This window comes from Roseateles sp. P2_H4 (assembly GCF_056403315.1).
In genome coordinates, this window is sequence record NZ_JBFUFR010000003.1 from 23,008 (window position 1) to 46,329 (window position 23,322).

The following is a 23,322-nucleotide window of genomic DNA, read 5'->3' on the forward strand; positions in this document are numbered from 1 at the left end:
CCGTGACCGCGGCACACAACAAGAACGAGACGATGGAATCCATCTCCGAGGGACCCGCCAGCCAGGCCGCCACTGCGGGCGCCTGGCTCAGGAGCGCACGCCAGCAACGCGGCCTGCACATCGCCGCCCTGGCCGTCATGCTCAAGGTGCCCCAGGCCAAGCTCGAGGCCCTCGAGGCCGACCGTTTCGACGAGCTGCCCGACGCCACCTTCGCCCGCGCGCTGGCCACGGCCATGTGCCGCGCGCTCAAGGTCGACTCTGGCCCGGTGCTGGCCATGCTGCCGCGCACCCGCGATCGCGAGTTCGACGTGCGCCCCGGGCTCAACCAACCCTTCCGCGAGCGCGGTGCCGGCCCCATCGATGGCGGTGTGCTGGCCCTGGCGATGCGGCCCGTTGTCTGGGGGCCGCTGCTGCTGCTCGTGGCCGCGGCCGCCATCTACTGGATTCCGGCCGGCTGGCTGCCCGAGCGGGGCAGCAATGCGTCGGCGGCTTCCGGCACCGTCGTCGCCGGGGCGAGTGCGCCGGTCGTCGAGTTCGTGCCTGCACCGGCGGCTTCCGAGCCTGCCGCCACCACCACCACCTCGGTCGCTGCGCCCGAACCGGTGGCTTCCGCGCCGCTGCAGGTGCGTGAAGTCGCCCCGCCGCCCGCTGCGGCGCCGGCCTCGGTGCCGGCGGTCAAGGCCACGGTCACCGCCACGCCCGGCAGCGCGCTGCGCGTGACGGCGACGGCAGACACCTGGATCGAGGTCGCCGATGCCAAGGGCCAGATGCTGCTGTCGCGCGTGCTGCGCGCCGGCGAGCAGCAGGAATTCACCGGTGCCGCGCCCTACAGGCTGCGCATCGGCAATGTGCGCGGCACCCAGCTCGAATGGCGCGGTGCCGCCGTCGACCTGGCCGCGCAAAGCAAGGACAACGTCGCTCGACTGGAGTTGAAGTGATGAGCGAATGGATCATTCCCGAGGCCGCCCCCGCGCCACGCAAGAGCCGCCAGGCCCGCGTCGTCTGGGGCAACCGCGTCGTCACCGTGGGTGGTGACGCGCCGGTGCGTGTGCAGTCCATGACGAACACCGACACGGTGGACGCCATCGGCACGGCCATCCAGATCAAGGAGCTGGCCATTGCCGGCTCGGAGATGGTGCGCATCACCGTCAACACGCCCGAGGCCGCCGACGCGGTGCCCTATATCCGCGAGCAGCTGGATCGCATGGGCATCGACGTGCCGCTGGTGGGCGACTTCCACTACAACGGCCACCGTCTGCTGACCGAGCATCCGGCCATGGCCCAGGCCCTGTCCAAGTACCGCATCAACCCCGGCAATGTCGGCAAGGGCGACAAGAAGGACCGCCAGTTCGCCATGATGGTCGAGGCCGCGGCCAAATACGACAAGGTCGTGCGCATCGGCGTCAACTGGGGCAGCCTGGACCAGGAGCTGCTCGCCCAGTTCATGGACGGGAACGCCAGGCGTGCGGTGCCCTGGGACGCCAAGCCGGTCATGTACCAGGCCCTGGTCGAATCGGCACTGACGTCGGCCGCCTATGCCGCCGAGCTGGGCCTGAACCCCGACAACATCATCATCAGCTGCAAGGTCAGCGGCGTGCAGGACCTGATCTCCGTCTACCGCGAACTCGCCCGCCGCTGCGACTACGCGCTGCACCTGGGCCTGACCGAGGCCGGCATGGGCACCAAGGGCACGGTGGCCTCATCGGTCGCGCTGGGCATCCTGGCGCAAGAGGGCATCGGCGACACCATCCGCGTCAGCCTCACGCCCCAGCCGGGCGAGTCGCGCACGCAGGAAGTCGTCGTGGCGCTGGAGATCCTGCAGGCCCTGGGCCTGCGCCACTTCAACCCGAGCGTGACCGCCTGCCCCGGCTGCGGCCGCACCACCAGCACCACCTTCCAGGAGTTGGCCAAGCAGATCGACGACTTCCTGCGCCTGCAGATGCCGGTCTGGCGCAACAAATACCCCGGCGTCGAGGAGATGAAGGTGGCCGTCATGGGCTGCATCGTCAACGGCCCCGGCGAGAGCAAGCATGCCGACATCGGCATCAGCCTGCCCGGCACCGGCGAAGCCCCGGCAGCCCCCGTCTTCATCGACGGCGAGAAGGCACTGACGCTGCGCGGCGACAACATTGCGGCCGAGTTCCACGCTCTGGTCGAGAACTACATCGAGAAGCGCTTCGGCGCGACCGCTACTGCATGAGCAAAACCATCCAGGCCGTGAAGGGGATGAACGACATCCTCCCGGCCAGCGTCACCCGCAAGGACAAGCTGCCCAGCGGCGAACTGTGGAGCTGGTTCGAGACCACGCTGCGCCGCGTGCTGGGCAGCTATGGCTACCAGTACATGCTGACCCCCATCGTCGAGCCGACGGCGCTGTTCGTGCGCGGCCTGGGTGAGGTGACCGACATCGTCGAGAAGGAGATGTACTCCTTCACCGACAGCATGAACGGCGACCAGCTGACGCTGCGCCCCGAGGCCACGGCCGGCATCGTGCGCGCCATGGTCGAGCACAACGCCCTCTACAACGGCCCGCTGCGCCTGTGGACGATGGGCCCGATGTTCCGCCACGAGCGCCCGCAAAAGGGTCGCTACCGCCAGTTCAACCAGCTCGACGTCGAGGCCCTGGGCTTTGCCGGCCCGGACGTGGACGCCGAGATCATCCTGATGGTGCGCCGCCTCTGGCAGGCCCTCGGTCTGGTCGTTGGCCAGCATGTGCGCCTGGAGCTGAACTCCCTGGGCCAGCCGGCCGAGCGCAATGCTCATCGCACCGCACTGATCGCCCACTTCGAGGCCCATGCCGACAAGCTCGACGAGGACGGCAGGAAGCGCCTGCACAGCAATCCGCTGCGCATCCTGGACAGCAAGAACCCGGCGATGCAGCCGGTCATCGAGGCGGCGCCCAAGCTGATGGACTTCCTCGGCGAAGAGACGCTGGCCCACTTCAATGCCGTGCGCACCATCCTCGACGCGGCTGGCCTCGAATACCGCGTCAACACGCGCCTGGTGCGCGGCATGGACTACTACAACCTGACCGTGTTCGAATGGGTGACCGACCAGCTCGGCTCCCAGGGCACGGTCTGCGGCGGCGGCCGCTATGACGGGCTGTTCGAGCAGCTCGGCGGCAAGCCGACGCCGGCGGTCGGTTTTGGCCTGGGCATCGAGCGTCTGCTGCTGCTGATCGACGAGCTCGGTCTGCCCGTGCCGTCGTCGGCGCCCCAGGCCTATGCCATCGTGCCCGACGCCGCGGCGCTGCCTCACGCTTTCAGCGTGCTCGAGGCGCTGCGTGAAGCCGGCGTCAGCGTGCAGATGCACGCCGGCGGCGGCTCGTTCAAGTCGCAGTTCAAGAAGGCCGACGCCTCCGGCGCGCGCTTCGCCCTCGTCTTCGGTGCCGATGAACTGGCCCGCGGCGAGGTGAGCGTGAAGCCGCTGCGCGACGGTGGCGAGCAGCTCAGCCGGCCGCTCGCTGACGTGGCCGCCTGGGCCGCCGATCTCCTCCCCGCATAATCCCGGGCCTCCCGAGACCCTTTCCTGAAGTTTTCCCCATGGCCGCCCATCTCGACCTCGAAGAACAAGAACAACTTGAACAACTCAAAGCGTTCTGGAAGCGCTGGGGCAACCTCATCACCTGGGTGCTGACGATCGCCCTGGCCGCCGTCGCCGCCTGGCAGGGCTGGCAGATGTACCAGCGCGACCAGGCCGCCAAGGCCGGCGCGATGTACGACGAATTCGACCGCGCCCTGGCCGCACAGGACCTCGACAAGGCCGCCGTCGCCGCTGGCGATCTGAAGGCCCGTTACGGCGGCACCGGCTATGCAGCCCAGGCCGGCCTGCAGGTCGCCAAGCTGCAGCTCGACAAGGGCAAGGCCGACGACGCCCGGCAGAGCCTGACCTGGGTGGCCGAGCAGGGCGCCGAGGGCGGCGCCTACCGCGACGTGGCGCGCCTGCGCCTGGCTGGCCTGCAGATCGATGCCAAGGCCTATGACGAGGCCGGCAAGACGCTGGACGCGATCAAGTCGACCGACTTCGCCGCGCTGGTGGCCGACCGCCGTGGCGACCTGCTGCTGCTGCAGGACAAGCGCGACGCCGCCAAGGCCGAATACCAGAAGGCGCTGGCCGGTCTGGACAAGACCCAGGACTACCGCCGCATCATCGAGGCCAAGCTGGCGACGCTGGGCGTGCCCACCGCCGTCGAAGCGACCGGAGCCGCGCAATGAGGCGCGCCGTCCTGATCTCGCTGCTGGCAGCTTCGCTGTCGGGCTGCTCCACGATCAGCTCGACGTGGAACAACTGGTTCGGCGACGAGAAGAGCAAGCCGGCCGCGCTGGAGACGCTGTCCGGCCCGGCCAGCGGCCGCATCGTCTGGAGCGCCAAGGGCGACAACATCAATTTCAACCTCAGCATCGTCACGCTGGCTGACCGCTTCGTCGTGGCCAGCAGCGATGGCCAGGTGCGGGCGCTGGATGTGGCCGATGGCCGCGAGCTGTGGCGTGGTGACATTGGCAGCAAGCTGGCTGCAGGCGTCGGCAGCGATGGCCGCTTTGCCGCCGTCGTCAACCGCGACAACGAACTCGTCGTGCTGGACAACGGCCGCGTGGTCTGGAAGAAGGCCCTGCCGACGCCCGTCGTCGCCGCACCGCTGGTGGCCGGCGAGCGCGTCTTCGCGCTGACGCTGGACCGCCAGGTGCTGGCCTTCGACGCGCTGGACGGCCGCAAGATCTGGGAACTCAAGCGTCCCGGCGAGCCGCTGACGCTGGCCAAGGCCGGCGTGCTGCTGGCCTACAAGGACACGCTGATCGTCGGCCAGGGCCCGCGCCTGGCCGGTGTCGACCCCGTCAAGGGCCAGCTGCGCTGGGAAGCCAGCGTGGCCACGCCGCGCGGCACCAATGAGGTCGAACGCCTGGCCGACCTGGTCGGCCCGGCCGTGCGCCAGGGTGAGCTGATCTGTGCCCGCGCCTTCCAGTCCTCGGTGGGCTGCGTGAACGCCGAGCGCGGCAGCGCGCTGTGGAACCGCGTCGTCGGCGGCACGAATGGCATCGGCGCCGACTCGCAAGTCGTCGTGGCCGGTGATGCCTCCGACCGCCTGTCGGCCTGGAAGCTGGCCAATGGCGACCTGGCCTGGTCGGCCGATCAGTTCCAGCGCCGCAAGCTGTCCGAACCCGTGGTGATGGCCAAGCAGGTGCTGGTCGGCGATTTCGATGGCCTGGTGCATCTGATCGACCGCGATACCGGCAAGACGCGTTCGCGTCTGTCCACCGACGGCTCGCAGGTCGTCACCATCGCGCTGCAGGGCGAGACGGCCCTGGTCGCGACCAAGAGTGGCGGTCTGTTCGCCATCAAGGCCGAATGAAACCTGTCATTGCCCTGGTCGGCCGCCCCAATGTGGGCAAGTCGACGCTGTTCAATCGCCTGACCAAGTCGCGCGACGCCATCGTGGCCGACTTCGCCGGCCTGACGCGCGACCGCCACTACGGTGACGGCCGCCTGGGCGACCGCGAGTTCATCTGCATCGACACCGGCGGCTTCGAACCCGACAGCAGCAGCGGCATCGTCAAGGAGATGGCCAAGCAGACCAAGCAGGCCGTCGCCGAGGCCGATGCGGTCATCTTCGTCGTCGACATCCGCCTGGGCCTGTCGGCCCACGACAGCGACATCGCGCGCTATCTGCGCAGCGTCAACAAGCGCGTGCACCTGGCCGTCAACAAGGCCGAGGGCATGAGCGAGTCGCCGCTGCTGGCCGAGTTCCACGAACTCGGCATGGGCGAACCGCACCCGATCTCGTCGGCCCACGGCCAGGGCATCCGCAGCCTGCTGGACGCCGTGCTGGAGCCCTTCGAGGACACCAGCGAGGAGTTCGGCGCCGGGCCGCAGCAGAACGACGTCATCCGCCTGGCGGTGGCCGGCCGCCCCAATGTGGGCAAGAGCACGCTGATCAACACCTGGCTGGGCGAGGAGCGCCTTGTCGCCTTCGACATGCCGGGCACGACGCGCGACGCCATCACGGTGGACTTCGAGCGCAACGGCCAGAAGTTCAAGCTCATCGACACCGCTGGCCTGCGCCGCAAGGGCAAGGTCTTCGAGGCCATCGAGAAGTTCTCGGTCGTCAAGACGCTGCAGGCCATCGCCGACGCCCATGTCGTGCTGCTGCTGCTGGACGCGACCCAGGGCGTGACCGACCAGGACGCCCACATCGCCGGCTACATCCTCGACAGCGGCCGCGCCGTGGTCGTCGCGATCAACAAGTGGGACGCCGTCGACAGCTACCAGCGCGAGACGCTGCAGCGCCAGATCGAGCAGCGCCTGGTGTTCCTGAAGTTCGCACCGATGCACAACATCTCGGCGTTGAAGCGCCAGGGCTTGTCGGCGGTGTGGAACTCGCTGGCTGATTCCTATGCCTCGGCCTACCGCAAGATGACGACGCCGGTGCTGACCCGCCTCGTCCAGGAGGCCGTCGAGCACCAGCAGCCCAAGCGCTCGGGCGTTTCGCGCCCCAAGATGCGCTATGCCCACCAGGGCGGCCAGAACCCGCCCATCGTCGTCATTCACGGCAATGCGCTGGACGGCGTCACCGAGGTCTACAAGCGCTATCTCGAAGGCCGCATCCGCGCGCACTACAAATTGGTCGGCACACCGCTGAAGATAGAGCTACGTTCTTCGAAGAATCCCTTCGACGAAAAGACCTAGGCTGACCTCCGGAGGGACAGAGACGCTGTGTTAAGGTCTTACCCGTAGTCCCCCATCCCCCCGAATAACTCGGAGCATACCGATGAGCAACAAAGGCCAACTTTTGCAGGACCCCTTTTTGAACCTGCTCCGCAAAGAGCATGTGCCCGTCTCGATCTACCTCGTGAACGGCATCAAGCTCCAAGGCCACATCGAATCGTTTGACCAGTACGTCGTCCTGCTGCGCAACACCGTGACGCAGATGGTCTACAAGCACGCGATTTCCACTGTCGTGCCGGGCCGCGCAGTCAACTTCCACGCTGGCGACGCTCCCGCGGACGCCTGATCACCACACCCTTGTCCGCGACCTCTGCCCACGACGCGACGCCGCCCTCCGAGGCGGCGCGCGCCATTCTTGTGGGTGTCGATTTCGGTCGCCACCGCGCTTCCCAGGGCTTCGATGAGAGCCTGGATGAACTGGCACTGCTGGCGGAATCCGCCGGCGACACGCCCGTCGCCAAGGTCATCGCCCGCCGCCCGGCGCCCGACGCGGCGCTGTTTGTCGGCTCCGGCAAGGCCGACGAGATCAAGCTGCTCGTGCAGGCCCACCAGGCCCACACGGTGCTGTTCGATCAGGCCATCTCGCCGGCCCAGCAGCGCAACCTGGAGCGCGTGCTCGGCGTGCCCGTGGCCGACCGCACCGCACTGATCCTCGAGATCTTTGCCGCCCGTGCGCAAAGCCACGAGGGCAAGCTGCAGGTCGAGCTGGCGCGGCTGCAGTACCTGGCCACGCGCCTGGTGCGGCGCTGGAGCCACCTGGAGCGCCAGAGCGGCGGCATCGGCATGCGCGGCGGCCCTGGCGAGGCCCAGATCGAGCTGGACCGTCGCATGATCGACGAGCGCATCAAGAAGACCAAGGAACGCCTGAAGCAGGTGCAGCGCCAGCGCGGCACGCAGCGCAAGGCGCGCTCGCGCAACGGCGTCTTCAAGGTCTCGCTGGTCGGCTACACCAACGCGGGCAAGAGCACGCTGTTCAACGCGCTGACCAAGGCGCGCGCCTATGCGGCCAACCAGCTGTTCGCGACGCTGGACACGACGACGCGCTCGCTCTACCTGGAGCAGGCCGCGGCCAGCGTTTCCTTGTCAGACACCGTGGGCTTCATCCGCGACCTGCCGCACAAGCTCGTCGAGGCCTTCCGCGCCACGCTGCAGGAGGCGGCCGATGCCGACCTKCTGCTGCACGTCGTCGACGCCGCCAGCCCGGTGCTGGAAGAGCAGATGGCCGAGGTCGAGCGCGTGCTCGCCGAGATCGGCGCGGCCGACGTGCCGCAACTGCTAATCTACAACAAGCAGGACCTGCTGCCCGACGACCAGCGCCCGCGCGACATCGTCGACGCCGTGCTTCGCGCCAACGGCAGCACCGAGCCGACGCCACGCGTCTTCGTCAGCGCCCTGGACGGCAGCGGCCTGGCCGAGTTGCGCCAGCTGATTGCGACCGCCATGCAGACCCAGCCCTTGATTCCCGACGAACGGGACCCACGTTTCGACGTTGATCCGTCGGACCTCGATCCCGAGCCCTCTTCCTCAGACCCCTCGCAGGCATGAGCAGCACTTCCCACACACCGCCCCGCAGCTCCTGGGTTCAGCGCCTGATGACTCCCGTCGCGCGTGCCGCGGGCCGGCTGCTGAACAATGGCCGCAATGACGGCCCGCCCGACCTCGACGAGCTCTGGCGCGACTTCAACCGCAAGCTCTCGGGCATGTTCGGCGGCAAGTCCGGCGGGCCGTCCGGCCCCAGCGGTTCCGGTGGTTCACCCGACATGAAGGGTGCGGGCATCGGCGTCGGCCTGATCGCCGGCGTTGTGGCGCTGGGCTGGCTGGCCAGCGGCTTCTTCATCGTGCAGGAAGGCCAGCAGGGCGTCGTCACCTCCTTCGGCAAGTTCAGCAAGACCGTCGAGGCCGGCTTCCAGTGGCGCCTGCCTTACCCCTTCCAGGCGCACGAGATCCAACCGGTCTCGCAACTGCGCCAGGTCGAGGTGGGCCGCAGCTCGGTCGTCGCGGCCACCGGCCTGCGCGACTCGTCCATGCTGACGCAGGACGAGAACATCGTCGACATCCGCTTCACGGTGCAGTTCACCATCAAGAACCTGAAGGACTTCCTGTTCGAGAACCGCGACCCCGAACAGGCGGTGCTGCTGGCCGCCGAATCGGCCGTGCGCGAGATCGTCGGCAAGAACACCATGGACTCGGTGCTCTATGAGCAGCGCGATGCCATCGCGACCGAACTGGTCAAGTCCATCCAGGCCCAGCTGGACCGCCTCAACGCCGGCATCCAGATCAAGAACGTCAATGTGCAGAGCGTGCAGCCGCCCGAACAGGTCCAGGCCGCCTTCGAGGACGCGTTCAAGGCCAATGCCAACCGCGAGCAGCTGAAGAACGAGGCCCAGGCCTATGCCAACGATGTGATCCCGCGCGCCCGCGGCGACTCCGCGCGGCTGCGCGAGCAGTCCGAGGGCTACAAGGCCCGCGTCATCGCGACCGCCGAGGGTGATGCGCAGCGCTTCAAGAGCGTGCTGGCCGAGTACCAGAAGGCGCCCCAGGTCACCCGCGACCGCCTCTACATCGACGCGATGCAGCAGGTCTACACCAATGTCAGCAAGGTCATGGTGGACAGCAAGAGCGGCTCCAACCTGCTCTATCTGCCGCTGGACAAGCTGCTGCAGCAGGGCAGCAGCGGCAGCGTGACCGTCTCCGCGCCGCAGCCGACCAGCGTGCCCGAGCCGCAGACACTGCCTGCTGCCGCCGACCCGCGCAGCCGTGACAACCAGCGCAGCCGCGACGGCCGCTGATCGAGGACCATCCGAATGAACCGTATTGCCGCCATCCTCGCCGGCGCCATCGTCGTGCTGATGCTGCTGTCGTCGACGCTCTTCATCGTCGACCAACGCCAGTTCGCCGTCATCTATGCGCTGGGCGAGATCAAGGAAGTCGTCACGGAGCCGGGCCTGAAGTTCAAGCTGCCGCCGCCGGTGCAGAACGTCGTCATGCTGGACCGTCGCGTGCAGACGCTGGACAGCCCTGAGTCGCGCCCCATCTTCAYGGCCGAGAAGAAGAGCCTGGTCATCGACTGGCTCATCAAGTGGCGCATCACCGAGCCGCGCCAGTTCATCCGCAACAACGGCTCCGACATCCGCAACGTCGAGAACCGCCTCGCTCCCATCGTGCAGGCCGCCTTCAACGAGGAAGTGACCAAGCGCACCGTCATCGGCGTGCTGTCCGCCGAGCGCGACAAGATCATGAACGACGTGCGCAAGCGCCTGGCCGACGAAGCCAAGCAGTTCGGCATCGAGGTCGTCGACGTGCGCATCAAGCGCGTGGACTTCGCGTCCACCATCACCGACTCGGTCTACCGCCGCATGGAGTCGGAGCGCAAGCGCGTGGCCAACGAGACGCGTTCGACCGGCGCTGCCGAGGGCGAGAAGATCAAGGCCGATGCCGATCGCCAGCGCGAAATCATCGTGGCCGAAGCCTACCGGGACGCCCAGCTGATCAAGGGCGAGGGCGATGCCAAGGCGTCGGCCCTGTATGCCGAGGCCTTCGGTCGCGATCCGCAGTTCGCCCAGTTCTACCGCTCGCTGGAGGCCTACCGCGCCAGCTTCAGCAAGAAGAGCGACGTGATGGTCGTCGACCCGAACAGCGACTTCTTCAAGGCCATGCGGGGATCCGGCTCCGCACCCGCCGCCGCGCCCGCGCGCAAGTGAACGAACTGCTCACCGCGCTCGCGCTGGTGATGGTCATCGAGGGGCTGATGCCGCTGATCAGCCCGGCGCGCTGGCGCGAGGTGTTCAGCCGCATCCTGGCGCTGAGCGATGGCCAGATCCGTTTCATCGGTCTGGCCAGCATCCTGATGGGCCTTTTCGGACTGCTCTGGTTGCGCTGATCTGAAGGCTGGGGCCGAAATGGCATAGGTACAATGCCGTTTTTAACCGCCTAGCCTGCGCCCATGTCCTCTGCTTGGCTGCTGCCCGAGCACATTGCCGATGTCCTGCCTTCGCAGGCGCGCCGCATCGAAGAGCTGCGTAGAGAGCTGCTCGACATGGCCCGCGGCTATGGCTGCGAGCTGGTCATCCCGCCGCTGCTGGAGCACCTCGACTCCCTGCTGTCCGGCACCGGAAGCGGCTCCGACATCAAGCTTTTCAAGCTGGTCGACCAGCTCTCCGGCCGCTCGCTCGGCCTGCGCGCCGACACGACGCCCCAGGTCGCCCGCATCGATGCGCATCTGCTGAACCGCCAGGGCGTGACCCGGCTGTGCTACTGCGGCCCCGTGGCGCATACGCGCCCCGACGGCCTCAACACCAGCCGCGAGCCGCTGCAGTTCGGCGTCGAGATCTACGGCCATGCCGGCCTGGAAGCCGACCTGGAGGTGCATGAGCTGGCACTGGATGCGCTGCGCCGCGCCGGCCTGAGCGATGTGATGCTGGACCTCGGCGACGCGCGCCTGCTGCAGGGCGTACTCGACGGCGTCAAGCTGGCGCCCGAGACGCTGGAAGCGCTGACGGCGGCGCTGGCCGCCAAGGACTTGGCGGCGCTGTCGGCCCTCAGCGTCGACATGCCGGCCGTGACGCGCGACGCCTTGCTGGCCCTGCCCAGCCTGTTCGGGGGGCGCGAGGTGCTGGCCGAAGCGGCGCGCCGCCTGCCTGCGCATCCGCTCGTCAAGGCGGCGCTGGCCGACCTGGAGTGGTTGGCGGGCCATCTGGCTGCCGTCCACCCCGAGGTGGCGCTGGGCTTCGACCTGGCCGATCTGCAGGGCTATGCCTACTACACCGGCATCCGCTTCGCCGCCTATGCGTCGGGCTGCTCCGATGCCGTGCTGCGTGGCGGCCGCTACGACGAGGTCGGTGCTGCCTTCGGCCGTCGCCGCCCCGCCGTGGGCTTCAGCCTGGACCTGAAGACGCTGGTGACGCTGGTGCCGGCCACGCCTTTGCGCGCGGCGGTGCGCGCGCCATGGGGCGAGGACGCCTCGCTGCGCCAGGCCGTTCGCAGCCTGCGCGAGCAGGGCGAAACGGTGGTGTGCGTTTTGCCCGGGCATGAGCACGAGGCCGATGAATTCGACTGTGACCGCGAGCTGGTTCGCGAGCACACTCAGTGGGTTGTCCGAACGCTGTAAGGCGCGGCGACCACCAATCCTTTCAAGCTAGACAGGCAATCAACATGAGCCAAACCGCGCGTGGACGCAATGTGGTCGTCGTCGGCACCCAATGGGGTGACGAGGGCAAGGGCAAGGTCGTGGACTGGATGACGGATCACGCCCAGGGCGTGGTGCGCTTCCAGGGCGGCCACAACGCCGGCCACACGCTGGTCATCAAGGGCGTGAAGACGGCGCTGCAATTGATCCCCAGCGGCATCATGCGCGACGGCGTGGCCTGCTATATCGGCAATGGCGTCGTGGTGGACCCGACCCATCTGCTGACCGAGATCGAGCGCCTGGAAGCCGCCGGCGTCGAGGTGCGTTCGCGCCTCTTCATCAGCGAATCCTGCCCGCTCATCCTGCCCTTCCACGTCGCCGTGGACAAGGCGCGCGAGCAACTGCGCGAGACCAGCGGCAGCGGCAAGATCGGCACGACCGGCAAGGGCATCGGCCCGGCCTACGAAGACAAGGTCGCCCGCCGCGCGTTGCGCGCCCAGGACCTGAAGCACCCCGAGCGCTTCGCCAAGAAGCTGCGCGAGTTGCTGGACCTGCACAACTTCGCGCTGTCGGGTTATCTGAAGGGTGAGCCGCTCGCCTTCGAACCCATCTTTGAGCAGGCCATGAAGATGGCCGAGGCCATCAAGCCCATGCTGGCCGACGTCGGCTACATGATCCACAAGGCCAGCAAGGCCGGCGCCAACATCCTGTTCGAGGGTGCCCAGGGCACGCTGCTGGACATCGACCACGGCACCTACCCCTATGTGACGTCCAGCAACTGCGTGGCCGGCAATGCCGCCGCCGGTGCCGGCGTGGGCCCGCAGATGCTGCATTACATGCTGGGCATCACCAAGGCCTACACGACCCGTGTCGGCTCCGGTCCCTTCCCGACCGAGCTGGACTGGGAAGCGCCGGGCACGGTGGGCTATCACCTGTCCACCGTCGGCCAGGAGCGCGGCACCGTCACCGGCCGTGCGCGCCGCTGCGGCTGGCTGGATGCGGCTGCGCTGAAGCGTTCCATCATCATCAACGGCATCACCGGCCTGTGCCTGACCAAGCTCGACGTGCTGGACGGCCTGACCGAGATCAAGATGTGCGTGGGCTACCAGCTCGATGGCAAGCTGCTCGACATCCTGCCGCTGGACGCCGACGAGATCGAGGCCTGCGAGCCGGTGTTCGAGACCTTCCCGGGCTGGACCGAGACCAGCTTCGGCGTGACGTCCTGGGACGCGCTGCCGGCCAATGCGCGCAGCTACCTGAAGCGCGTGGAAGAAGTCATCGGCGCGCCCATCGACATGGTCTCGACCGGCCCCGACCGCGAGCACACCATCGTGCTGCGCCACCCCTATTCCGCCTGATTACCATCACACCAACGGAGACAACGCCACCATGTTGACCGACGACGGCAAACACCTCTACGTATCCTGGGACGAGTACCACCTGCTGACCGAGCGCCTCGCGCTCAAGGTGCACGCCTCGGGCTGGCAGTTCGACCAGATCCTCTGCCTGGCTCGCGGCGGCATGCGCCCGGGCGACGTGCTGTCGCGCGTGTTCGACAAGCCGCTGGGCATCATGTCCACCAGCTCCTACCGCGCCGAGGCCGGCACCATCCAGGGTCGCCTGGACATGGCCAAGTACATCACCATGCCCAAGGGCGAACTGGCCGGCCGCGTGCTGCTGGTCGACGACCTGGCCGATTCGGGCGTCACGCTGAAGGCCGTCGTCGAGCGCCTGCGCGGCATGCCGTCCATCACCGAGCTGCGCTCGGCGGTCATCTGGACCAAGCAGGTGTCGGCCTACACGCCGGACTACTACTGCGAGATGCTCGAGACCTCGCCCTGGATCCACCAGCCGTTCGAGGAATACGACGGCATGGGGCCGGAGCAGCTGGCGAAGAAGTTCGCTGTTTGAGGATTGGGCGAGTGGCGCGGATCGAAGAAGCTCGGTTTGTGCCACCACTCGCTGAAGCGCCCATTGAGGGCGCATCAGCGGGGACTCGGTCACGTCCCGCGACCCCGGCTTGGAGCGCAGCTCCAAGCCCTTCTCGTCCTCCCGCGATGTCCACTGGACATCGCTTCCTGGGCCCCAAACGACAAAGGCCAGCACTTTCGTGCTGGCCTTTTCTGTTTGGTGCCCAGGAGAGGACTCGAACCTCCACGGAGTTACCCGCTAGTACCTGAAACTAGTGCGTCTACCAATTCCGCCACCTGGGCAAGGTGCTCAAAACTTCTAGCGAAGTCCTGAGCCGTTTCAGGAAAACCGAGATCCTATCATCAAAAACTTGAAGAACGCAAATTCATCGTCTACGGGCGACGGGGCCGGCCTGCTCGGCGAGGTCGAAGGCACGCTGCAGGGCCACCGTGATGGCCACGGCTTCCTGATCCCCGACGACGGCTCCTCGGACATCTATCTGTCCTCGCAGGAAACCCATGCCGTCATGCATGGCGACCGCCTCAGGGTGCGCGTCGTGCGCTTCGACAAGCGCGGCCGACCCGAGGGCAAGGTGCTGGAGATCCTCGAGCGCAAGAAACGGCCGCTGATCGGCCGGCTGCTGCTCGAGTCCGGCATCTGGCTCGTCGCGCCCGAAGACCGGCGCATGGGGCAGGACATCCTGATTCCGAAGAACGGCATCGCCAACGCGACCGCCGGCCAGGTCGTCGCCGTCGAGCTGACCGAGCCGCCATCGCTGTATTCGCAGCCGGTGGGGCGCGTCGTCGAGGTGCTGGGCGAGATCGACGACCCCGGCATGGAGATCGAGATCGCGGTGCGCAAGTACGACGTGCCGCATCGCTTCAGCCCCGACACGCTGACCCAGTCCGCCAAGCTGCCCGAGAAGCTGCGCGCCGCCGATCTCAAGCACCGCATCGACCTGCGCGACGTGCCCCTCGTCACCATCGACGGCGAGGACGCGCGCGACTTTGATGACGCCGTCTATTGCGAGCCCTTCAAGCAGGGCCGCGGCAAGAAGGCCATCGAGGGCTGGCGCCTGCTCGTCGCCATCGCGGATGTGTCGCATTACGTGAAGCCCGGCGAGCCGCTGGATGCCGATGCCTACGAGCGCGCCACCTCGGTCTACTTCCCGCGCCGCGTCATCCCGATGCTGCCGGAAAAGCTGTCCAACGGCCTGTGCTCGCTGAACCCCTACGAGGACCGGCTCAGCATGGTCTGCGACATGCTGGTGTCCAGCGACGGCACGGTCGCGGCCTACCAGTTCTACCCGGCGGTGATCTGCTCGCATGCGCGCTTCACCTACACCGAGGTCGCGGCCGTGCTGGCCAACACCCATGGCCCCGAGGCCGCCAAGCGGCGTGAGCTGGTGCCGCATCTGCTGCATCTGCACGAGGTCTACCGCGCGCTGCTGGCCGAGCGCCACCGCCGCGGCGCCATCGACTTCGAGACCACCGAGACGCAGATCGTCTGCGACGACAACGGCCGCATCGAGAAAATCATCCCGCGCACGCGCAACGACGCGCACCGGCTGATCGAGGAGGCCATGCTGGCCGCCAACACCTGCTCGGCGGACTTCATCCAGTCCAGCAAGCACCATTCGCTCTTCCGCGTGCACGAAGGCCCGACGCCGGAGAAGCGCCAGACGCTGCAGAACTACCTGCGCTCGCTGGGCATCTCGGTGGGCATCTCCGACGACCCGTCGCCGCGCGAATACCAGCAGCTCGCCGAGGCCACCAAGGACCGGCCCGACGCGCAGCAGATCCACACCATGCTGCTGCGCTCCATGCAGCAGGCCATCTACACAGGCGTCAACTCCGGCCACTTCGGCCTGGCCTACCCGGCCTACACCCACTTCACCAGCCCGATCCGGCGCTACCCCGACCTGCTCGTCCACCGCGTCATCAAGTGCCTGCTGGCGAACAAGCGCTACACGCTGGACCCGGCCAAGATGAATGTGCCGCAGGCGCCCAAGCGCCCCGGCCGGCCGCCGCCGCCCAACCCGGCGGACGCGCGCAACGACGCGGAGCGCTGGGAAGTGGTCGGCGCGCATTGCAGTGCCAATGAGCGCCGCGCCGATGAGGCCAGCCGTGACGTCGAGGCCTGGCTCAAGTGCCGCTATATGCGCGACCGCCTCGGCGAGGAATTCGCCGGCACCGTCAGCGCGGTCACGTCCTTCGGCCTGTTCGTGCAGCTGGACGCGCTCTACGTCGAAGGCCTGGTCCACATCACCGAGCTCGGTGGCGAGTACTACCGCTTCGACGAGGTGCGCCAGGAACTGCGCGGCGAGCGCACCGGCATCCGCTACGCCACCGGCGCGCGCGTGCAGGTGCAGGTCAGCCGCGTGGACCTGGATGGCCGCCGCATCGACTTCCGCCTGGTGCGCGACAGCGACGAGGCGCGGCCGCCCAGCCGCGGCGGCGCCAAGCCCGCGGGCAAGCCTTCGGGCAAGGTGCCGGCCAAGAAGCGCGCCCCCAAGACCGCCGTCGAGACGCTGGACGAAGTGCGCCAGACCGACCGTGACGTGAAGAAGAGCCGCAAGGAGGTCATCGCGGCCCTGCATCCGGTCAAGGCGGCTCAGCAGGCTGCCAAGCGGCAGGCCAGCAAGGCGTCGAAGAAGACGGCGACGAAGTCAGCGCCGCGCAAGCGCCGCTAGGCGCTCGATGAGGTCGCCGGCGCGCAGTACGCCGGCAACCTCACCCGCGCGGGCGTGGGCTTCCACGCCGGCGCAGGCGATCGCATGGGCGCTTGCCTTCGGTGCCTGAGCCCACAGCCCGCCCAGCCAGCCGGCCAGCACGTCGCCGCTGCCGGCCGTTGCCAAGGCCGGGCCGCCGCTGGCACAGATCGCGGGGCGCTCGGCCGGTGAGGCGACGATGCTGCCGGAACCCTTGAGGACGACGGTGCAGCCATAGTGCTGGGCCAAGTCGCGCGCGGCGGCGAGTCGGTCAGCCTGCAGGCCGGCGGTGTCACGGTGCAGCAGCCGGGCGGCTTCCAGCGGGTGCGGCGTCAGCAGCGTGCTGCCGGCGGACCGGGCTTTCAGCAGCGCCTGCAGTCCGGCATCGGCGGCAATGGCGTTCAGCGCATCGGCATCCAGCACCAGGCGCGGCAAGGTCTGCAGCAGCGAGGGCAGGGCAGGAGCGATGGCGTCGCCGGCGCCGCAGCCGATGACGCCCACGGCCTGGGGTAGGTCGGCGAGTCGTCCACGCATCAGCTCGGGTCGGCCCGGGTCGGCGACCTCGCCGTCGGGCAAGCCCAGCAGGTCCGCGTAGACGCGTCCGGCGCCGCAGGCCAGCGCGGCCCGTGCAGCCAGCCGCGCGGCGCCCTGCATGCCAGGAGCTCCACCCACCACCAGCACCTGGCCGTGGCTGCCCTTGTGGCTGGTGGGGCTGCGCTGCGGCGGGGTTGCCGGCCCCAGCAGGTCGGCAGTGGGCGGCTCGTCGGGCGCGACGCCCAGGTCGTCGAACCAGATGCGCCCGCAATGCGCGCGACCTTCGCCGGTGAAGAGGCCGGGTTTGAGGGTCAGCAGCGTGAGCGTGTGGTCGGCCCGCACGGCATGGTCACCCGCGGCCTGGCCGGTATCGGCCAACAGGCCGCTGGGCAGGTCGACGGCAAGGATGGGTACGCCGCAGGCGGCCATCGCGGCGAAGGTGACGAGCATCTCGACGGACGGGCCTCGGTTCAGGCCCAGGCCCAGCAATGCGTCGATGACCAGGGACGGATTGGTGGGCGCTTCATGGCTCACATGCACCGGCACGCCAGCCTCGGCCAGGCGCCGCGCCGCCACCAGCCCGTCGCCGCCGTTGTTGCCCGGGCCGCAGGCGATCCAGACCGGCCCAGGCCCCGTTCGCAGCGCCAGCGCCAGCTTCGCAACGGCCAGGCCGGCGCGCTCCATCAGGTCGGGCGAATGGACGAGGGCGCGCGCCTCGATGCGCCGGCTGGTGGCGACGTCGAACAGGGGGAGGTTGCAATCCGTGGGCAGCAGCGCGTGCATGCCCGCGAGCTTAGGCGAGTCTTTGCGGGCCGAGGGCGGCAATGTCCAGCGCGGGCGCCAGGCCGGCGATCTGCTGGGCCAGGACCTGGGCGCTGCCACAGGCCAGGCCCCAGCCGAGGCCGCCCAGCGAGAGGTTGAGCCACAGGCCCGCCCGCTGGCTGGCACCGAGCACGGGCAAGCCGTCGGCCGACAGCGCGCGGCGGCTCTGGCCCTGCTGCACCTGCTGGTGCATGACCGAGCCGGGGAACCAGTGCTGCAGGCCGCGGTGCAGGGCCTCGAAGTCCGGGGCCACCCGGGCGCGGGCGTCGGTGACGGCCAGGCCGCCGGTCACGCGCACGCGCTGGCCGGTGCGGGCGATGGCCAGGCCCAGCGTGGGGTCGATCCAGCCGGCCTTGGGGCCGAGGTCGGGGTGGGCCTCGAGCAGGCGCAGCGGCGCGGTGACGGAGGCTTCGTGCTGTGCCGCCAGCGGCAGGCGCTGACCCAGCAAGGCGGCCGCGTCCAGGCCGTTGCACAGCACCACGGCATCGAAGCGTTCGTCCTGCGGGCCGGGGAACTGGGGCAGGGTGTCGCCGGCGTCGCGCTCGGCGCCGCGGATGGGTGCCTCCACGGGCGGTGTGTACTCGTGGCGCAGCGTCAGGCCAGCGCCATCGGCAGCGACGGCGCGCACGGTGGTGTGAAAGCGAAACGCGGCGCCCAGGCGCTGGGCCTGCAGGCGCAGTTGCTGGGCGAAGAGGCGGGGATTGCCGGCGCCGCCCTGGGCAAAGGCCAGGGCGGCCGCCAGCGGCGCGTCGGCGTTCAGGCCGGGCTCGCGCAGTCGGGCCTCACCGGCTTCGATGAGTTCGACCTGCAGGCCCAGGGCCTTCCAGCCCTCCAGCCGCGCCTGCGCAGCCGCCACGCGCTTGGCATCGGTCAGCGCGACCAGCAGGCCCTGGGTGGCTTCGTCGTCCAGGCCCGGTTCGCGGCGCAGTTCGGCGCTGCGGGCCAGGCCCAGTTGGCTCAGCGCGACGAGCTGGCTCGCCGCATCGCTCGCACCCCGCCCCGCCCGCCAGCGGCGAAAGCGAAAGTTGAGGGGCGCGGCGGACGTCGTGTCCGCCAGATTGGGCACAAAGGGCGAGAGCAGGGCGCTGCTGGCAAAGCTGGCCTGCTCGGCGACGCTGCCGCCGCGCTCGAAGACCTGCACCTGGAGCCCCAGGGCGGCCAGTTCGTAGGCCGTCGTCACGCCAGCCAGACCGGCGCCGACCACCGCGACACGGCGGCTCAAGCGTTCACCCGGCGGGAAGCGCTGACGGGCAAGCTGACGGCCGCTGCGGAGCGGCTTCGGCTGGGGAGGGCCATGGGTTTGTGTATACTCTGCGGGTTTTGCCGGGGGTGCTTCGCTGTTTCAGCGTTGCCAGGTCTCGGCAGAACGGTTGTGAGGGTGTTGTGGCTGAATCGTTCGGTCGCCACCGTCGCAACAAATCGCAAACCGGCCACGCAAAGGTGTTGTGGTTTGCGGCACGGGATTTCAGTTGAGAAACAACTGTTTCCAGTCGCTGCAACGCAATTCGGGCCGGATTTTAGACACAACCTTCGGAGTAAGACCCATGTCTGTCACGATGCGCGAGATGCTGGAAGCCGGCGTCCATTTCGGCCACCAAACCCGCTTCTGGAATCCCAAGATGGCCCCGTATATCTACGGCCATCGCAACAAGATCCACATCATCAACCTCGAGAAGACGCTGCCTGCGTTCAACGATGCGATGAAGTTCGTGCGCTCGCTCGCTGCCAAGCGCGGCACGATCCTGATGATCGGCACGAAGCGCCAAGCCCGCGAGTTCATCGCTTCTGAAGCCCAGCGCGCCGGCATGCCCTATGTCGACTCGCGTTGGCTCGGCGGCATGATGACCAACTTCAAGACGGTCAAGACCTCCCTGAAGAACCTGAAGGACATGCAGGCCCAGATCGACGCCGGCACCCAGCCCGCGATCAAGAAGGAAGCCCTGCTGTTCCAGCGCGACATCGCCAAGCTGGAAAAGAACATCGGCGGCATCCAGGACATGACGGCTCTGCCCGACGCCATCTTCGTCATCGACGTCGGCTATCACAAGATTGCCGTTGCCGAAGCCAAGAAGCTCGGCATCCCGGTCATCGGCGTGGTTGACACCAACCACTCGCCCATCGGCATCGACTACGTCATCCCCGGCAACGACGACTCCGCCAAGGCTGTCGCTCTGTACGCCCGCGCCGTCGCTGACGCTGTGCTGGAAGGCAAGGCCAACGCCACGAACGAAGTGCTGGCCGCGGTTGCTCCCGCTGGCGACGAGTTCGTCGAGGTTTCCGAAGAGGCCTAAAGCCCTTTCGACCCTGCATCTGAAAGGGGCCGCGAGGCCCCTTTTGCCAACCGAAATCTGGAGATAGAAATGGCTGCAATCACTGCAAGCATGGTGGGCGAACTGCGTGCCCGCACCGACGCCCCGATGATGGAGTGCAAGAAGGCGCTGACCGAAGCCGAAGGCGATCTGGTCCGTGCTGAAGAGATCCTGCGCGTCAAGCTCGGCAACAAGGCCGGCAAGGCCGCGTCCCGCGTCACCGCCGAAGGCATCGTCGCCTCGGCCGTGGTCGGTGGCAACGGCGCCCTGATCGAAGTCAACTGCGAGACCGACTTCGTCTCGAAGAACGACGCCTTCCTGGCCTTCGTCAACGCCCTGGCCGGCCTGGTGGCTGAACAGAACCCGGCCGACGTGGCCGCCCTGTCGGCGCTGCCGCTGTCGCAGGAAGGCTTCGGCCCGACCGTGGAAGACGTGCGCAAAGGCCTGATCGGCAAGATCGGCGAGAACATGTCGATCCGCCGCTTCCAGCGCTACACCGGCGCCAAGCTGGCCTCTTACCTGCATGGCACGCGCATCGGCGTGATGGTCGAGTTCGAAGGTGACGACGTCGCCGCCAAGGACGTCGCCATGCACGTGGCCGCGATGAAGCCGGCCGCCCTGTCCAGCGCCGAAGTCTCGGCCGAGCTGGTCGCCAAGGAGCGCAAGATCGCCACCGAGAAGGCTGCCGAATCCGGCAAGCCGGCCGACATCGTCGCCAAGATGGTCGAAGGCTCGGTGCAGAAGTTCCTGAAGGAAGTCAGCCTGCTGGACCAGGTCTTCGTGAAGGCTGCCGACGGCAAGCAGACCGTCGCCGCCTACCTGAAGTCGGCCAACACGACGGTCAAGGGCTTCACGCTCTACGTCGTTGGCGAAGGCATCGAGAAGAAGGTCGACGACTTCGCGGCGGAAGTGGCTGCCCAGGTGGCAGCTGCAAAGGGTCAGTAAAGACTCTTGCGAAATGAAAGGGCGCCAAGTTGGCGCCCTTTAAACTTGCGGCCCACCATAGGCCCCCACTACTGAGGACACCATGCCCGCGTACAAGCGCATTCTGCTCAAGCTCTCCGGCGAAGCCCTGATGGGTGACGACGCCTATGGCATCAATCGCGCGACCATCGTCCGCATGGTGCAGGAAATCCGCGAGGTGACGCAGATGGGCATCGAAGTCGCCGTCGTCATCGGCGGCGGCAACATCTTCCGCGGCGTCGCGGGCGGCTCGGTCGGCATGGACCGCGCCACCGCCGACTACATGGGCATGCTGGCCACGGTGATGAACTCGCTGGCCCTGGCCGACACGATGCGCCAGGAAGGCATGACCGCCCGCGTCATGTCCGCCATCGCCATCGAGCAGGTCGTCGAGCCCTATGTGCGCCCCAAGGCGCTGCAATACCTCGAAGAGGGCAAGATCGTCGTCTTCGCTGCCGGCACCGGCAACCCCTTCTTCACGACCGACACGGCCGCCGCCCTGCGCGGTGCCGAGATCGGCGCCGAGATCGTGCTGAAGGCCACCAAGGTCGACGGCGTCTACTCGGCCGACCCCAAGAAGGACCCGACCGCCACGCGCTATGCGCGCATCAGCTTCGACGAGGTCATCACGCGCAATCTGCAGGTCATGGACGGCGCCGCCTTTGCGCTGTGCCGCGACCAGAAGCTGCCGATCAAGGTGTTCAGCATCTTCAAGCCCGGTGCTCTGCGCCGCGTGGTGCAGGGCGAGGACGAAGGCACATTGGTGCACGTCTAAAACCTTAGTCAGTTGGGGACAGAGCTGCGCGCTGCCGCTCGGGCGGTCTGTCCCGCAAATTCATAGGTATCGATCATGAGCATTGCCGACATCAAGAAGAACGCCGAGGCCAAGATGGCCAAGTCGGTGGAAGCCCTGAAGAACGAACTGCACAAGATCCGCACCGGTCGCGCCCACCCCGGCATCCTCGACCAGGTCAGCGTCGACTACTACGGCTCCATGGTGCCGATCTCGCAGGTGGCCAATGTGACGTTGCTGGACGCCCGCACCATCTCCGTGCAGCCCTGGGAAAAGGGCATGGGCCCCAAGATCGAGAAGGCCATCCGCGAGAGCGACCTGGGCCTGAACCCGGCCAGCCAGGGCGACCTGATCCGCGTGCCGATGCCGCCGCTGACCGAAGAGCGTCGCCGCGACCTGACCAAGGTCGTGCGCAATGCCGGTGAAGACGCCAAGGTGGCCGTGCGCAACCTGCGCCGCGATGCCAACGAGCATGCCAAGAAGCTGCTCAAGGACAAGGAAATCGGCGAGGACGACGAGCGTCGCAGCCTCGATGAAGTGCAAAAGCTCACCGACCGGGTGATTTCGGAGATCGACAAGCTGATCTCGGGCAAGGAAGCCGAGATCCTCGCGGTTTGAGCGCCGTCCTCATGGCGCAAGACCGCCCGGCGCCACCGCGCCATGTGGCCATCGTCATGGATGGCAACGGCCGCTGGGCCAAGAAGCGCTTCCTGCCGCGCTTCTTCGGCCACAAGGCCGGCGTGGACAGCCTCGTCAAGATCGTCCAGGCCTGCATCGACCGCGACATCGAATACGTCACCGTCTTCGCCTTCTCCAGCGAGAACTGGAAGCGGCCGAGCGACGAGGTCTCGGGTCTGATGGGCCTGGTGCTGGCCGCGGTAAGTCGCTATCTGGCCAAGATGGGCGCCATGGGTGTGCGCATCCGCATCGTCGGCGACCGTGACGCGGTGTCCGACAAGCTGCGCAATGCCTGGAACGAGGCCGAGACCAGCACGCTGCACAACACCAAGCTGACGCTCAACGTCGCCTTCAACTACGGCGGCCGCTGGGACATCGTGCAGGCCTGCAAGGCCGCGATCAAGGCCGGCGTGCAGCCCGACGAACTGACCGAAGCCAAGCTGTCGGAGTTCATGGCCATGAGCTATGCGCCCGACCCCGACCTCTTCATCCGCACCGGCGGCGAGGTGCGCATCAGCAACTTCCTGCTCTGGCAGGCGGCGTATACCGAATTCGTGTTCTCGGACTGCCTGTGGCCCGAGTTCGGCGAGCGTGAACTGGACGCGGCCATCGCGGCCTTCCACGAGCGCGACCGTCGCTTCGGCGGCGTCAAAGAGGCGCCCGCCGCAGCCTGAGAAAAAATGATGCCCCCACGCTCGCTCCGCTCACTGCCCCCCGAGGGGGCGCGTCAGCGCCTTCGGGCGGCCGTGCGGCACTG

22 protein-coding genes and 1 tRNA gene are annotated in these 23,322 nt (G+C 67.8%); 20 read left to right on the plus strand and 3 right to left on the minus strand.

Annotation, left to right across the window (positions count from 1 at the left end; all coding sequences use genetic code 11):
- Window positions 1-2: 2 nt before the first annotated feature.
- From AC1DW3_RS02965 to AC1DW3_RS03030, 14 genes are all read left to right on the plus strand, one after another.
- The gene (locus AC1DW3_RS02965) at window positions 3-938 is read left to right on the plus strand and encodes a helix-turn-helix domain-containing protein (protein WP_477928441.1); all 936 of its coding nucleotides are present in this window, start codon (window positions 3-5) and stop codon (window positions 936-938) included.
- Window positions 938-2,200, plus strand: coding sequence for a flavodoxin-dependent (E)-4-hydroxy-3-methylbut-2-enyl-diphosphate synthase (gene ispG, locus AC1DW3_RS02970; RefSeq protein ID WP_477928443.1), 1,263 nt, complete (start codon window positions 938-940; stop codon window positions 2,198-2,200). Before AC1DW3_RS02965 ends, ispG begins: the two co-directional genes overlap by 1 nt.
- Window positions 2,197-3,504, plus strand: coding sequence for a histidine--tRNA ligase (gene hisS, locus AC1DW3_RS02975; RefSeq protein ID WP_477928445.1), 1,308 nt, complete (start codon window positions 2,197-2,199; stop codon window positions 3,502-3,504). Before ispG ends, hisS begins: the two co-directional genes overlap by 4 nt.
- A gap of 38 nt (window positions 3,505-3,542) precedes the next feature.
- Window positions 3,543-4,214 carry a YfgM family protein gene (locus AC1DW3_RS02980; protein WP_477928447.1) on the plus strand — a complete coding sequence of 224 codons (672 nt, stop codon included), beginning with the start codon at window positions 3,543-3,545 and terminating at the stop codon, window positions 4,212-4,214.
- A complete protein-coding gene (gene bamB / locus AC1DW3_RS02985; RefSeq protein WP_477928449.1) occupies window positions 4,211-5,347 on the plus strand; it encodes an outer membrane protein assembly factor BamB in 1,137 nt (378 codons plus the stop codon). The genes AC1DW3_RS02980 and bamB overlap by 4 nt, the downstream gene beginning before the upstream one ends.
- Window positions 5,344-6,681, plus strand: a complete 1,338-nt coding sequence (gene der, locus AC1DW3_RS02990; protein WP_477928451.1) for a ribosome biogenesis GTPase Der — start codon at window positions 5,344-5,346, stop codon at window positions 6,679-6,681. The genes bamB and der overlap by 4 nt, the downstream gene beginning before the upstream one ends.
- An 82-nt stretch (window positions 6,682-6,763) precedes the next feature.
- On the plus strand, window positions 6,764-7,006 hold the full coding sequence (hfq, locus tag AC1DW3_RS02995) for an RNA chaperone Hfq (RefSeq protein WP_056198163.1): 243 nt from the start codon (window positions 6,764-6,766) through the stop codon (window positions 7,004-7,006).
- 11 nt (window positions 7,007-7,017) lie between these two features.
- Window positions 7,018-8,265 (plus strand): GTPase HflX, encoded by a 1,248-nt coding sequence (hflX, locus tag AC1DW3_RS03000; RefSeq protein WP_477928453.1) that lies wholly within the window; start codon window positions 7,018-7,020, stop codon window positions 8,263-8,265.
- Between the two features lie 47 nt (window positions 8,266-8,312).
- Entirely contained in the window at window positions 8,313-9,509 is a 1,197-nt protein-coding gene (hflK, locus tag AC1DW3_RS03005; protein WP_477928455.1) for an FtsH protease activity modulator HflK, read from the plus strand.
- A 15-nt stretch (window positions 9,510-9,524) separates the two neighbouring features.
- Window positions 9,525-10,421, plus strand: a complete 897-nt coding sequence (gene hflC / locus AC1DW3_RS03010; protein WP_477928457.1) for a protease modulator HflC — start codon at window positions 9,525-9,527, stop codon at window positions 10,419-10,421.
- Window positions 10,418-10,600 carry a DUF2065 domain-containing protein gene (locus AC1DW3_RS03015; protein WP_477928458.1) on the plus strand — a complete coding sequence of 61 codons (183 nt, stop codon included), beginning with the start codon at window positions 10,418-10,420 and terminating at the stop codon, window positions 10,598-10,600. Before hflC ends, AC1DW3_RS03015 begins: the two co-directional genes overlap by 4 nt.
- A 63-nt stretch (window positions 10,601-10,663) precedes the next feature.
- On the plus strand, window positions 10,664-11,827 hold the full coding sequence (locus AC1DW3_RS03020) for an ATP phosphoribosyltransferase regulatory subunit (RefSeq protein ID WP_477928460.1): 1,164 nt from the start codon (window positions 10,664-10,666) through the stop codon (window positions 11,825-11,827).
- 44 nt (window positions 11,828-11,871) lie between these two features.
- Window positions 11,872-13,203: an adenylosuccinate synthase gene (locus AC1DW3_RS03025; RefSeq protein WP_477928462.1), complete on the plus strand. Its 1,332-nt coding sequence runs from the start codon at window positions 11,872-11,874 to the stop codon at window positions 13,201-13,203.
- 31 nt (window positions 13,204-13,234) lie between these two features.
- Window positions 13,235-13,756, plus strand: coding sequence for a phosphoribosyltransferase (locus tag AC1DW3_RS03030; protein WP_119045448.1), 522 nt, complete (start codon window positions 13,235-13,237; stop codon window positions 13,754-13,756).
- 217 nt (window positions 13,757-13,973) lie between these two features.
- Here AC1DW3_RS03030 and AC1DW3_RS03035 read toward each other — a convergent pair.
- A tRNA-Leu gene (locus AC1DW3_RS03035) sits at window positions 13,974-14,058 on the minus strand.
- 68 nt (window positions 14,059-14,126) lie between these two features.
- Here AC1DW3_RS03035 and rnr point away from each other — a divergent pair.
- Window positions 14,127-16,448 (plus strand): ribonuclease R, encoded by a 2,322-nt coding sequence (gene rnr / locus AC1DW3_RS03040; RefSeq protein WP_477928464.1) that lies wholly within the window; start codon window positions 14,127-14,129, stop codon window positions 16,446-16,448.
- On the opposite strand, the gene AC1DW3_RS03045 is transcribed toward rnr, so the two are convergent.
- Both AC1DW3_RS03045 and AC1DW3_RS03050 read right to left on the minus strand, forming a co-directional pair.
- Window positions 16,425-17,783 carry an NAD(P)H-hydrate dehydratase gene (locus tag AC1DW3_RS03045; RefSeq protein WP_477928466.1) on the minus strand — a complete coding sequence of 453 codons (1,359 nt, stop codon included), beginning with the start codon at window positions 17,781-17,783 and terminating at the stop codon, window positions 16,425-16,427. The two genes, rnr and AC1DW3_RS03045, sit on opposite strands and share 24 nt — an antisense overlap.
- Window positions 17,784-17,793: 10 nt before the next feature.
- Window positions 17,794-19,044, minus strand: coding sequence for an NAD(P)/FAD-dependent oxidoreductase (locus AC1DW3_RS03050; RefSeq protein WP_477928468.1), 1,251 nt, complete (start codon window positions 19,042-19,044; stop codon window positions 17,794-17,796).
- 322 nt (window positions 19,045-19,366) lie between these two features.
- Between AC1DW3_RS03050 and rpsB the strand changes: the two genes are divergently transcribed.
- From rpsB to uppS, 5 genes are all read left to right on the plus strand, one after another.
- Window positions 19,367-20,113, plus strand: a complete 747-nt coding sequence (gene rpsB, locus AC1DW3_RS03055; protein WP_444764063.1) for a 30S ribosomal protein S2 — start codon at window positions 19,367-19,369, stop codon at window positions 20,111-20,113.
- Window positions 20,114-20,182: 69 nt separating this feature from the next.
- Window positions 20,183-21,076, plus strand: a complete 894-nt coding sequence (gene tsf / locus AC1DW3_RS03060) for a translation elongation factor Ts (RefSeq protein ID WP_477928471.1) — start codon at window positions 20,183-20,185, stop codon at window positions 21,074-21,076.
- An 82-nt stretch (window positions 21,077-21,158) separates the two neighbouring features.
- On the plus strand, window positions 21,159-21,869 hold the full coding sequence (pyrH, locus tag AC1DW3_RS03065; RefSeq protein WP_056198141.1) for a UMP kinase: 711 nt from the start codon (window positions 21,159-21,161) through the stop codon (window positions 21,867-21,869).
- A 75-nt stretch (window positions 21,870-21,944) separates the two neighbouring features.
- Window positions 21,945-22,505, plus strand: a complete 561-nt coding sequence (gene frr / locus AC1DW3_RS03070; RefSeq protein ID WP_477928473.1) for a ribosome recycling factor — start codon at window positions 21,945-21,947, stop codon at window positions 22,503-22,505.
- Window positions 22,506-22,516: 11 nt separating this feature from the next.
- Window positions 22,517-23,239, plus strand: coding sequence for a polyprenyl diphosphate synthase (gene uppS, locus AC1DW3_RS03075; RefSeq protein WP_477928771.1), 723 nt, complete (start codon window positions 22,517-22,519; stop codon window positions 23,237-23,239).
- Window positions 23,240-23,322: the final 83 nt, after the last annotated feature.